8 protein-coding genes are annotated in these 13,437 nt (G+C 40.9%); 6 read left to right on the top strand and 2 right to left on the bottom strand.

The features are described from left to right. Positions 1–26: 26 nt before the first annotated feature. Together PRU_RS07250 and PRU_RS07245 are read right to left on the bottom strand one after the other, a co-directional pair. Positions 27–1,964 (bottom strand): BACON domain-containing protein, encoded by a 1,938-nt coding sequence (locus PRU_RS07250; protein WP_041385888.1) that lies wholly within the window; start codon positions 1,962–1,964, stop codon positions 27–29. A gap of 187 nt (positions 1,965–2,151) precedes the next feature. Further along, the gene (locus PRU_RS07245) at positions 2,152–2,586 is read right to left on the bottom strand and encodes a DUF6078 family protein (protein ID WP_013064695.1); all 435 of its coding nucleotides are present in this window, start codon (positions 2,584–2,586) and stop codon (positions 2,152–2,154) included. A gap of 449 nt (positions 2,587–3,035) precedes the next feature. On the opposite strand from PRU_RS07245, the gene PRU_RS07240 reads away from it, so the two are divergent. From PRU_RS07240 to PRU_RS07215, 6 genes are all read left to right on the top strand, one after another. Beyond that, positions 3,036–5,192 carry a virulence-associated E family protein gene (locus tag PRU_RS07240; RefSeq protein WP_013064933.1) on the top strand — a complete coding sequence of 719 codons (2,157 nt, stop codon included), beginning with the start codon at positions 3,036–3,038 and terminating at the stop codon, positions 5,190–5,192. Between the two features lie 123 nt (positions 5,193–5,315). After that, the gene (locus PRU_RS07235) at positions 5,316–7,406 is read left to right on the top strand and encodes an LruC domain-containing protein (RefSeq protein WP_041385886.1); all 2,091 of its coding nucleotides are present in this window, start codon (positions 5,316–5,318) and stop codon (positions 7,404–7,406) included. A gap of 45 nt (positions 7,407–7,451) precedes the next feature. Continuing rightward, positions 7,452–9,518: a DUF4842 domain-containing protein gene (locus tag PRU_RS07230; protein ID WP_143040051.1), complete on the top strand. Its 2,067-nt coding sequence runs from the start codon at positions 7,452–7,454 to the stop codon at positions 9,516–9,518. 26 nt (positions 9,519–9,544) lie between these two features. Then, positions 9,545–11,413 (top strand): DUF4842 domain-containing protein, encoded by a 1,869-nt coding sequence (locus PRU_RS07225; protein ID WP_013065688.1) that lies wholly within the window; start codon positions 9,545–9,547, stop codon positions 11,411–11,413. 114 nt (positions 11,414–11,527) lie between these two features. After that, positions 11,528–12,355: an alpha/beta hydrolase gene (locus PRU_RS07220; RefSeq protein ID WP_013065262.1), complete on the top strand. Its 828-nt coding sequence runs from the start codon at positions 11,528–11,530 to the stop codon at positions 12,353–12,355. A gap of 81 nt (positions 12,356–12,436) precedes the next feature. After that, positions 12,437–13,336, top strand: coding sequence for a glycosyltransferase (locus PRU_RS07215; protein WP_013063063.1), 900 nt, complete (start codon positions 12,437–12,439; stop codon positions 13,334–13,336). Positions 13,337–13,437 lie beyond the last annotated feature (101 nt).

Below are 13,437 nucleotides of genomic sequence, written 5' to 3'. Positions count from 1 at the left end.
AAAACGATTCCCATCTTTTTTATGCCTTATTCGTAAGTGGCATCTATTTCAGATTCCTTATTGTCATATACAAATACGAAGTGACAGGTGATTGGTAGGTGATACCCAGCCGCAGCTTCAATCTTTGTGGTCTTGGTAACAGTACTGCCGGCTGCAATATCTTCGTTGGCATAATACTCATTTCCCAGTTCGCCAGATGCCTTACCTTCGAGCTGCATACTCTTGAGGGTAATCTTAACAGGACTGTTGTTTTTGATGGCCCATTTGATCTGGCTTCCGTTCTTGAGGAGATCACCCTCCTTTGATACGGTACCGCCACTCTTGATGGTAATCATATCAGGAATCTCGCAAATTCTTACCTTACAGGTTGCTGTATGCTTGCCATCAGCCGTCTTGGCTATTATTGTGGCTGTACCTTTGTTAATGCCCTTTACATAGCCGTTGTCAGTAACTGTTGCAATCGCAGTGTTGCTGCTGCTCCATTCCACGTTCTGCTTCGTGGTGTTCTTTACAGACAGCATCTTTTCCTTGCCAACCATGATGTCCATGCTCTTAGTCTCGAAATAGAAGGTGTTACGCTGCTTGATGGTGATGGTGGCACTATAGTTCAGCGCGTCGTTCGATACAGTGATAGTACCATCTCTGTCTTCGGCATCGCCAAGTGCAGCAATGGTTACCTGATGCTCGTGAGGTGTAAGAGCACGAGTGTTTGCTGCTATCGAAATCCAATCGTTATTAGAGGTCAGCTTGTAATCGGCATTGGCATTTACCTTGATGGTAATGGTGCCGCCAAGTTCATCTACAGCAAACTCCTTGGTTGGAACCTCAATACCGCTCTTTGCTCCCTGGGTAATAGTAATTATTTCTGCAACTTCACTGTTCTTGTCAGACAGTTTGATTTGGGCTGTACGAGCATCATTGTTCTTATTCTCGTCAATTGATAACATTAATACCCTGTTTGTTATGCCACGGGTGTTGTTTTGGCGTTTTCTGAGCCAGTTGGCACCTTGGAAGTCAACATTATAATCAAAATTACTCATTACGTCGATGTCAAGATCCTGCTTTTCGCTATTGATACTAAACGTTTTGGTGTCCAAAATGAGTTTTGCACCAATTGATGCTTGATTAATAACTATATCTTCAGACTGATTGCTGTTCTTGTCGTAAATCTTGATTTTAGCCGAACGGGTATTATAGTCATCGTTTTGAGTAACCTTGAACTTCAGTGTATGCGATGACATGCCACGCGTCTGACTGATATTCTCTTTCAGCCATTCTACCTTTGGCATTTCAATGCTGAAATCATAGTTACTGCTTACGTCAACGGTAAATTCCTGTTCTGCTGCAGTAAGATTGTATTCGTTTTGCGACAGAACCAATTGTCCCTCGCCAGCTTGATAAACGGTTACAACTTCTTGCTCGTCTCCTGCAGTAAAGTAAATCTTGCCTTCGCGTTTTTCGTATTCCTCGCTGGGATCGATTGTGAAGGAGATAACAGATTGGTCTAACAAACCTCGTGTTGAAGCTGTTGCTTGGTGTATCCAACCTTTATAGTTCTCAGGAATGGTGAATTCAAAATCCTTCGAGTGATTAACGACGACATGAACATAGCCTCCTGAAGCAGGAACCTCGAATACGTCGGAAGTTAGAGTGATGGCCTCCAGGCGTTTCTGGTTTACTCGGATATTGCGGATGGTGTCGCCACAAATAAAGCGTACTACCATGTTGCGGTCTTCATATGTGTTATTCTCTGCAGCTGTAAATGTTACCTTGCTATTACCTGAACCGCCGACAGTCGGATCGATGGTGAGCCAATCTACGCCATTTTGAGTGTTCGTTTTTTCCATAGACCATCTGAGGTTGGCAGAGAAAGCTACAATCTTTGAACCGCCGTCAAAATCAAAGTCCATGTCGTTTTTAAAGTAATTTACTGCTCCATTGGGTACCTCTACCTCTGACTTCATGCCGCCAAAATCCGGGGCTTTTAAACATGATACTTGGCTTGTAAGAGATGTCGCAAGAGCTATGTACATTAAGTACAATTTATTCTTTTTCATATTATAAAACGATGTTTGTTTTTTACATGCTGCAAATGTAGTGATTATTTTTTATACATCCAAATTTTGATCTGAAAAACTAATAAAGTAGAGCTTACCACTGATAGTCTTCTTTCCAATCGTCGTAGCGGATTTCTCCATCCCAACCTTCTTCGTGGAAGATACGGGCAATGTGCTGTTGGTCTTTTGGAGGAATGGGACGTGTGCCGTTGCGATACTCGTAGAAACGCTTACGCGAAAAGAGTGCGATGAGGCGTTTCTTAACAATACGTGCAATAGGATAGGGAATGTCATCAAAAATGTGCTTAATGCCGATGGCGTAGGTAACAATCTCATCCTTTTGATACAAGGTGCATTGCAGTGAGTTCACGTTGGGGTAGTAAGGATTAACACTGGTAACTACATGGAAGTCGCTACCATAGTATTGACCTGTTAGCCAGTGCAGACAGGTCTGGTGTAGTGGACACTCGTGTATAAAACACGGTAAGTTATGTGCGGCTTGCGCACGGAGGCATTCTTCTTTATTCATATAGTATGGTTGTTTTGTTGGTGCAAAGTTACAAATTTTCTGTGAAATATCCAAATTTTAATTTCATAATGTCATTTCTGAAATAACTTATTGATATTTAGTGATTTATAAATGATGATATTATATGATTGTATTTTTCTTAACGTCATATTTAGGCCTGCTATCATTATTCTAATTATCAGTACACTATGTCCCATCAATCGAAACACAGTGTTTCGCCATTGGAAACACTGTGTTTCTGCCGAAGAAATATATTCTAACACTTATCAGTGTGATTGGTATATGACATCATAATTATTGTTATGACATCATGATATCATATATTAACATCTTGGAAATCAGTAAATTATACGTAATATGACGTTATGACATTATTTTTTATTATTTTCTTTTGGAAATCATATTTTTATTTATTATCTTTGCATCCGTAATTAATCATCAATAGCAATATGACAAAGATAACCCTTATAAAAAACTATCGCCAGACCGAAACACTGCGTGTGCTTGAACTGACGGATATCGTAGAAATGATTGTTGGCAATGAATATCGCCATACAGTAGATGAGCTTCGTCGTCTATATCCTGTGTTCGACCTGACCAGACAGCCTGATGGCTCGGTGAGCGGTGCCGATATGACTATAGCCAAGCTGCCACGTATCTGTTTTGCTACAGAAATGGAGAATCGTAATCATCAGCGTGTAACCTTGGGTTATACCGGCATGGTACTGTTGGAAGTAAATAACCTAACAGGTTATGATGAGGCTGATGCTATCCGAACTGGTGCAGGCGAAGTGCCTCAAACACTGATGGCATTTGTGGGCGCTTCTGGGCGTAGCGTAAAAATCATTTGTAAGGGTGAACTGTTTCCCAGTGATCGCAACAAAGACACCAATTATCCGTTGCCAACGGAGCCCAATGAGATAGCCGATTTTCATGAGAATCTGTATGAGCGAGCCCGTTTGGCTTATAATGCTCAGTTGGGTGTGATGATTGAGAAACTGGAACCACGTATGGATCGTACTTGTTATATAAGTACTGATGCCGATGTGGTTTTCAATCCGATGGCTATTCCCTTTTATGCCCGTGCCGAAAAGCCTAATCTGACGCTGTCGTTGGTACGCCCATCGACGTTAGAAAAAGATGACGAGCAATTGGGACAGAGTCGTTACTTTACCATGCACCATATCTTTGAGTTTAATCTGAGTAAGGCCTACGATGAATGCGAAGGATTGGAAGGTGAGGATTTGGAGCACGAGCTGCTAACTAGATTGGCTGTCCATTGTCTGGAAACAGGCATCCCGATGGCTATAGCTAAGCGTATGGCTCGTTATCGTACTTACGCTATTGGCGACGATGACCTGCTAATTAATAAGGTATTCGATAATGTATATCGTCCTCAGGCTGTGAAACGCTACCAGGAGCGTAATGGCTATAAACCAGAGAAGAATATACCACAGGAAACACTGTTGACGATGAAGATAGATTTGTTTCTGAACGAGAACTACGAGATTCGTAAAAATGTGATGCGTGGCGTGGCTGAATTTAGAGAGCGTACTGGCATCGGATTCTCTTTTCGTGACTTAACAGAGGAGGCTCGTAACTCTATTACAATGAGAGCGTTACGTCAAGGCATTAAATGTTGGGATAAAGATATCCGTCGTTATGTGAACTCGGATGATATTGAGCTTTACGATCCCATGAACGAGTATCTGGATAGTCTGCCAAAATGGGATGGCAAGGATAGGGTAGAGGTCTTGGCTCGTCGCATCCCCACCAGTTACGAGGAATGGCCTGCACTGTTCCATCTGTGGATGCGTTCGATGGTGGCCATGTGGATGGGTAAAGGTCAACTTACAGGTAACTCGTTGGTGCCACTGTTGATTGGTCGCCAGGGATGTGGTAAATCATCGTTCTGTAGAATTTTACTTCCCCAGCAGTTGCGCGATTACTATAATGATCGCATCAATTTTAAGAACGAGACCGATTTGAACTTAGGTCTGACGTCGTTTGGCTTGATTAATCTCGACGAGTTTGATAAGATAACCCAGCGTCAACAGATTGTATTAAAATATTTAGTATCTACAGCCGATTTGAAATATCGTCCTCCGTACGGAAAGGCTTATTCGGAACATCGACGTTTTGCATCGTTCATTGGAACCACTAACGAGATGATGCCGCTGACCGATCCTAGTGGTGCCCGCCGTTTTATCTGTGTGATGGTTGAGGGTGATGTTGACTTTAGAACACCTGTGGATTACCCTCAGCTCTACGCTCAATTACTACACGAAATTCATAACGGCGAACGCTATTGGCCAACTCGCGAACAGGAACAGCAACTGATACAGCGAAACCTTAGTTATCAGCAACTTAGTGGTCTTGGCGAGATGTTGATGGCAGTGTTGCAGCGTCCTGTAGACAACGATTCTGATGCTCAATGGATGTCGCTTAAGGATATCTCCGCCATCTTGAAACAATCGTTTAAAGGCTACAAGGAAGAAAGTAATACCTTCCGTAAAATAGGTGCCTTCTTGAATCGTCCAGAATACCGCTTTAAGAGTCAGCATAAAATGACTGGAACTGTGTATTGGGCGAAATTGCGTGAGTAAATGATGCTGGATGGTTAATAAAGGTTAATTGTTGCTGATTTGTAGTATTTTTCTTTTTGTTTAGGAGAACTTTTTGTATTTTTGCAGAAAGAATACAATTTAATCGATTAAATAGAACGAATTATGAAAAAGTTGATGACATTAGCAGTTTTAGGTACTGCACTACTAACCAGTTGTGTAAAGGGCTTTGATGGTACTGAGCCAGAGCCTACACCAACACCTGAGCCAACCCCGACAGCGAAAGTTCCAAATTCGTTTGATTTCTCAACTGTTCAGAAGGTTAAGCTCAATGTTGACTATTCTGCAATAAAAACTTATGGTTCTGTTTTCTTTGGCGTATATACTCAAAATCCGTTCGTGACTGTTGAAGATGCGCCAGATGATTCGTGGAACGAGTCTGTTACTCCCATTTTTGAGGATTATACAGATGCAAACGGCAAGTATAGCGCAACTATCGAGTTGCCCACTTATGCCCAGCATCTTTATATCGCAACTGGTAACTTCTTTACCGGAATGCATTTGATGGAGGCTGATGTGCAGAATGGGGCAGCATCTGTGGTTGCCGAAAATGTAAATGTCGCCTCAACGCGTGCTGCTACACGTGCTGAAGGACCTGGAGTATCGACAGATGATATTGCAAAGCTTAAAATGGAATTTAAGACTGATGGCAAGACTAGAATCTATCAGGATTGGAAGAACTGGCTTGGTACTTGGAATTCGGCTTCGGGACGTCCTGATTACCTCATCGATAAATCTACTGCCAATAAGAATCTGTTTTTCAGCGATGCAGAGATGCAAGACCTTTACTCAGTTGTAGGTAAGGCATTTACGTCTGGAAGTGCAATGAACAAGGAGTATTGTTCATCTCCAGATCTGTTGCTTGAGCAGGATTCAGAGGTTTCGTTTACTGTTCTTGGTAGTGGTACATGCTGGAACTCTTCATTGGGTTACTATTATTATACAGATGATAATAAGCCTACAAAACCTATGGATATTAATATCATTATGGTGTTCCCCAATACCCAGGATGGTAATTGGCCAAGAGCAAAAGAAAAAGGATTGGAGACTTATAATGGAAACATAGGTGTTAACCGAGGAGAAGCGGTTCAGTTAATGTATTATCCTAATATCGCCAATGATGATAAGAGCGGTGCTACAAAGGTGTTCCCTAAAGGCACAAGAATCGGTTTTATCTTGAGAACCCAGGGATGGGCAAAGCAGGGTAATGACTACTCAATTAAATGTAAAAATGAAAATTATTACAATAAAAAGTATAATACGTGGTGTGCTACGACCGACGGCTTGTCATACTCTAGCGATACAGGCAAATTCCCTAATCCTAATGGCGAGAGTCGTGGTGCCAAGTTCAGCTACAAGACATCTGATGGTCAAACCTTCACTATCGTATCGTTTGAGGATGCCCTCGACGACCAGGATTTTGATGACTTGATTTTCGCTCTTAAGCCAGTGAATGTTTTTGCTGCTTTGCCAGAGATTGAAAACAAAAAATCCTCAACCAATGGTGTATATGCTTTCGAGGATTTATGGCCAAGTGCTGGTGACTATGATCTTAACGACGCTCTTGTAAACGCGAAGCATGAGAAAGAGTTTAATGAGAGTGGAAAAATCATTAAGGAAACATTCTATCTTACCACCTATCAGAATTATGTAGAGTTAACAAGTGGCTTGGCCCTGACTTTGGAAACAAAGACTGCTCCTAAGTCGATTGTGATGAAGAAGATGGCCAAAGGTGCAACGGTTGCCGAAGAGGCCTCGTTTACTAAGGATGGTAATGTGTATTATCTAACGTCAGACTTCAAGGGCGAACTTGGAACCACATATATTCTGGAACTGTCGTATGATACTCCATTAGGCTCGTCAGCTGATATGGCGTCGATAAAGCCTTTCATCTATCGTGTAGTGGGTGATAAGAATTGGGAGGTGCATATCCCTATGGAGGCTCCTACAGCAAAGATGAATACCAGTTATTTTGGTACAGGCGACGACTGCTCTGATCCAAGTAAGGGATTGTATTTCGTTCGCGAGGGTAATTATCCATTTGCATTCTATTTGCATGGTGTTAACATCAGTGTATTTGAAAATACTATCCTGAAACGTGAAAACGAGAGTAAACGCATTGATGAGTTCTTCCCGGATTTCCTGGAGTGGTCTACTTCAAAAGGAACCAAAAAGCAGGATTGGTATCTCAGATGATGTATTATGTAGAAATAATTTAATCTATTAAATATTTTGACGCGTATGAAGAAAGTATTATCAATAGCAGTTTTAGGTTTAGTTCTATCAAGTTGTGTAAAAGGAATAGATGGTGTGGAGCCAGAGCCAACGCCGAGTCCAGAGCCAACGCCAACAAATAACAAGGCAACTCAAGAGGAGATTGATGCCAATGTTGCAAAAGTTTTTGGAACAACCTTCAGTCCCAATCAGGATTGGAGTTCTACTACTAAGCATACTGTTACTATTGCTGCAGACGCTCCTTTGAGCGACGTTGCTAAGGTGCAGATTCTAACAGAGGCTCCTTATTTTAACGACGATGCTCGTGTGCTCAATGAAGCTACGACCAGTAAAGGACAATCGGTGTCGCTGACATATGATTGCCCAGCTGAATACACAGAACTTGTTGCTGCATGTGTGGATAGTAAGGGAGTGTACTATGTTACTGGTTTTAAGGCTGGTGATGCTCAGGTGAATTTCCAGAATGCAGCCCAAACTCGCACAAGAGCTGCCTACGATTTGCCAGATATGCCTGATGCTGGCAATCTTAAAATGAAATACAAGAATTCTTATTTAACTTACAATGCTATCCGTACCATTAAGGCTAATGCTGATGCTGAAGGAACACTTGGTGATAAAGAGAATAGCATTGAGGCATGGAAGAATACCAATTGGGAAAAGGAGCGTATCTGGATGCTTGACAATGCTGGTGGTAATAGTACCTGGAAAGTTGAGAAATCTGCTATTTACCGTACGGTGACTATCACAGATGCTGAGAAAAAGAGTCTGGAAACCGTCCTGGATGCTGTTGGTGGCAAAAAAGCACGAGATAGTAAATATAAGCAAATGAATCTCACAACCATCCGAACATCTCCCGTTTACGTGTTGACAAAGAACTATTTGGTGGCAGATGGAAAAGGACCTATCACGGTAACACCAGTTCAGATGCTTTCTACCGAGATTGACAATACTTCTCTGTACTATTACTATTTTGACCCCAAAAAGTTGGAAGGTAAATCAGAAGAAGAGCAGGTGATTTTCTTGAAGAACCTGCCTAAGTTTAAATGCGTTGATAGCAAGTTAACAAAGACTGCAAGCGGTTTAGGAAAGGGAAATGGCGAATACTTTAAGGCTCATGAGTATCTGTTACCATACTTTGGTGATGTTTCGAGTGATGAGACAGGTGATGTGACTGCTCAGGGTTTTATCTTCCCAGAAGGTACCCGTATTGGTTTTATGTTAAGAAAGACCACTACTGATTGGTCAGATTCTTTTTCTGCTGATAATGACATCAATAAGGGAACTGGCTATACAAAGAAGTCGTATAATAAAGCGGTTAATGGCGAGGTGTATGCTGATGGTCGTTTGAATAAGCAGATTAATCATTATCCAGACTTTATGAATGCGCTTGATAAAGGAATGTTGGACGACGATCCCCGTGTTGCTATCTTCGGAGCTAATCAAAGAACCTATCTTATGTTTGAGGAAGGTGCCGATGTGAATTATGCTGATATTATTGTTGAGGTTAATGGCGGTTTGTATGCAGTTGATGCTGCTCATGAGATTAACAACAATGTATATACCTTCTGCTTTGAGGACCGTAACTTGGGCGACTATGATATGAACGACGTGGTGATTAAGGCTGAGCGCCTGAATATCTCACAAGTAAAGTACACGGTGGCAGCATGTGGCGCTAACGATGAACTCTATCTGCGCAACATCGATGGTAAGACATTGAATACTACCACAGAGATCCACAAGTTGTTTGGCGTTGATAATCTCTCAACCTTTATCAACACCCAGACTAAAAACTACGAGTCTGTATCAGAGGTGGTAACAGTAGATCCATCATTCAGCTTTACCGATTTCTCTAAACAGGTTTATATCTACAATAAGACTCAGAATTACGATGTGAAGATGTCGCAAAAGGGCGAGGAACCACATGGCATCATGATTCCTTGCGACTTTAAGTATCCCACAGAGTTGACCTGTATTAAAGATGCCTATACCACATTTAATAGCTGGGGTGAGAACCCTGTGACATCAACAGATTGGTATCTGAATCCCGTAAGTGGTAAGGTCTTTGATAAGTAAGTTGAATCGATTATTATATAGAAATTATGAAAAAGTTACTATCATTAGCACTTTTAGGTTTAGTGTTATCAGGCTGTGTAAAAGGCTTTGATGGGTCGGAGCCAATTCAAGAACCAACGCCAGAAACGACTCCTACGGATCCAGAAGTAACTGATGAGGAGATTAAGCAGCATGCTGAAGGCGTTTTGGGTATTACAATTCCAGCCAATCAGGATTGGATTTCTACCGAAAGCGGCACTATTACAATCAATGTCACCTCGGCAGTTACAAAGGTATCTGTGATGGCTATGGTAGCTCAGACTGACGAAGAGGGTGAGACTTATAATTCAATGACCATATTGAATCAGGCCGAAACCAATAATCAGTCGTCTGTTACCTTGAATTATGATGTTCCCAAAAAGAACGAAGGATTATATGTAGCTTTCTATACCGAAAAAGGTTGCTATTATAAAAAGGTAGAAGGAAATAGTGTTACGTTTGATCAGGTTGCAGCTAAAACCAGAGCTGTAACCCGCACCGTTTCGGCTCCTTCTGGTACTTTCGCCATTAGTAAGATTGATACTTCGTTTGCAGCTAAACGTGGCTGGATTCCTGATGAGAGACTATATATGCTTTCTGATGCCGATTATGACCGTATGAAGATTGCTGCAGACCCATACTCTGATGAATATAAGGCCTTAGTTCGAGACTTGGTTTTCGCATACTTGCCTCCAACTAAACAAGAAAACAACTTGATTCAGATTATGGCGGCTGGTTATACGGATGATGATGCGTATCGTATTACAACAGGTGAGGAGGGACCAATTGTTGTATCGCCAATATATAAGCAAGATGGTGCAGATAAATATGGTAATGAGGTGTATAATTCAGACTTGTACTATTATTATTTCAACCCTGCTGATATGCCAAGCACGGCAGATGAACAAGTAGCCTTCCTGAAGAGTCTGCCAAAATATAAGTTGATTCCATTTAATTTGTGTTTTGAATATAAAGAAGATGATATCCTTGCAAAGAAAGCATCCTTTGCTGCGCTTTATTTTGGTGATAGCAAAACGCCAACTATCGGAACTGAAGGTACGTTTAAATTCCCGAAAGGCTATAAGATTGGTTTTATGATACGGGCCAAGACTGTTACAGAGGCACCTAAAAAACAAGGCGAGTTATATTTTGATGGTCGTCTAAATAACAAGATTAATACATGGCCAAACTTCAATAAACTCAATCCAACTGATCCTCGTGCCACGTGGCTAAAGATTAACGACCGCGTTTTGATGTGTTGGGAATCTGGTACTGATAGAGACTTTAATGATATCCTTTTGGAAGTTGAAGGGAGTGTTGAGCCTATTTATACAACTCACGAGTTTGAGTATAATACCTATACTTTCTGTTTCGAGGATACTAAGAAAGGTGATTATGACTTGAACGACATTGTGATTAAGGCAAAACGTATTAATAAAACAACCGTAGAGTATTCGATTGTGGCGTGTGGTGCATACGATGAACTTTGCGTTAGAAACATTAATGCAGGTGTTATTCAGGACAATGTAGAGATCCATTCGCTCTTTGGCGTGGGTGCTAAGCAGTTTGTGAATACTGAAAGCGGCGCAGAGAAACATGCTGCTATCACCGCTCAGAAGACTGTTAGTGAATCGTTCAGTTTCTTGGATGCCGAGAATCAGCCGTTTATTTACGACTTGACAACCAATCTGGCTATTAAACTGTCGACAAAGGGGCAGGATCCTCATGGAATCATGATTCCTTTCGACTTTAAGTATCCCACAGAGAAAGTTTGTATTAAGGATGCCTATACAGAATTTAATAACTGGGGCAGCAATCCAATCCTCTCTACCAACTGGTACACCAAACCTGTAGAAGGAAAGGTTTATTCTAAGTAAAACTTTATCCTTATAAAAAGTCGTGTGAAGTAGATGCTTTGTACGACTTTTTTTCTCTAATTTCTTTTGTTTCTAGAAATCTCTATGTTTGCGGTGTTAATAATATGAAGTAAAATGATTTCTATATCATTATCTTGGTGTAAAAAATTATTGATTTATGCATTTGTCTTGTTACTAATTGTAGTGCTGGTGAGTGCAATTTTTTTCGTGAGATCAATTGTTCATGTTAAATTACCTCATGGGGCTACGTTACACGTTTTGCCAGCTTTAGATAATAAAGTGCATGGTGCTGTTATTATATGCCCTGGTGGGGGGTATAGTTATTTGGAAAAATGGTTTGAAGGGTATTATTGGTTCCCTTACTTCTATTTACGAGGATATATACCCGCTATGTTGGAATATAGAATGCCAATACATGATTGCTATGGACCTTTGACTGATGGAACAGAGGCAATTCAAATGATGAGAAAGTGTGCCAAAGAATGGCATTTTGAAGAAAATAACGTAGGATTTGTTGGCTTTTCTGCTGGTGGACATCTTGCATCAACGATGATGGTGTTGGATAATGATTCTGTTCGTCCTGACTTTGGGGTTCTTTTTTATCCTGTTATTTCTATGAAGAAAGAACTGACTCATATTGATTCTCATAATCAATTGTTGGGAAGTGACGCTTCTGACCAATTAGAAAACCAGTTTAGCAATGAACTGCATGTTTCAGAAAAGACCCCTCCTGCATTTATCGCGGTTGCAAGTGATGACAAATGTGTTAGTCCTCGGAATTCAATAATCTTTGACAAAGAGATGCATGGTAAGAACCGTCTTTCAGAGCTCCATATTTATCCTTTAGGAGGACATGGCTTCGTTTGTCACCTTAGATCAGAATACCGAATACAAGCGTTGGATGATTTGTCGAATTGGCTGCGTAATAGAAATCTAGAATAATACAAGTCTGTAAAAATGTTCATGAAATTTTTGTCATATCGAAAAATATGTTTATTTTTGCAATCTATTAGATAATAACAAATGGTAAAAGTCAGCGTCATAATGCCAATTTATAACGTTGCCCCTTATTTGGAGGAAGCGTTTGACTCTATCCTGAATCAGTCATTAAAGGATATAGAGGTTATTGCGGTGAATGACGGATCAACAGACAATAGCGAGGAAATCATCAAGAAGTATCAGCAAAAGGATGCGCGGATTATCTCTTTCTCTCAGAAAAACCAGGGACAGTCTGTAGCAAGAAATCTGGCGTTACAGCATGCAACAGGAGAATATATCTATATGATGGATTCTGATGATGTGCTGACTGGTCCTGACGTTCTGCTGACATGCTATGAATATGCTGAGAAGAACCATGCCGATTTTATTTTCTTCGACAGGGATTGGCTACTGGAAGACAAAACGGATTTTTCAGTGTCGTTGCATAGTACAAAGTATGTAGAAGAAAACAAGGCATATGATGGTGAGAGTCTGCTTAATCAGTTGCTTGACACCACATCTTATAATTGTGTGGTATGGCTCCTGCTAATCAGACATGATCATCTGAAACGTCTTGGTTTGGAATTCTATCCTGGCATTATTCATGAAGATGAATTGTTTACAACAGTTCTTATGTTAAGTAGTAGTTCCATATACTGTCTGAAGCAGTCTTTTGTGAAGCATCGCGTCAGGTCTGCGTCAACGGTGGGAACAAAATTCACCCGCCGTAATATGGATTGCTATCTCACCGTGGCCGACGAATTGTTACGTTTCAGCCAGAATCCGATAATTCATAAGTTTCTGCGTTATACGCTTAGCAAGGTGTTCTACACTGGTCACTTCGTTCCATATAAGGATAAACCTGCGGTTTTCTGGCGTGCTATGAAATCCGGCTATTTGAAATATATCGGACTAAAGTCCTCGCTCAAGTTTTTTACATGGTAATTGTAGATTGATATGATTAATATCTCTTATAAGCTAAGGTTACGTGCCAGATCATTTCTGCATCCTATCAGGACGCTAAAGGCATTGTATTTTATTCACTA

Source organism: Xylanibacter ruminicola 23 (assembly GCF_000025925.1).
Taxonomy (GTDB): Bacteria; Bacteroidota; Bacteroidia; order Bacteroidales; family Bacteroidaceae; genus Prevotella; species Prevotella ruminicola.
This window is presented reverse-complemented; position numbering and strand designations above follow the sequence as displayed.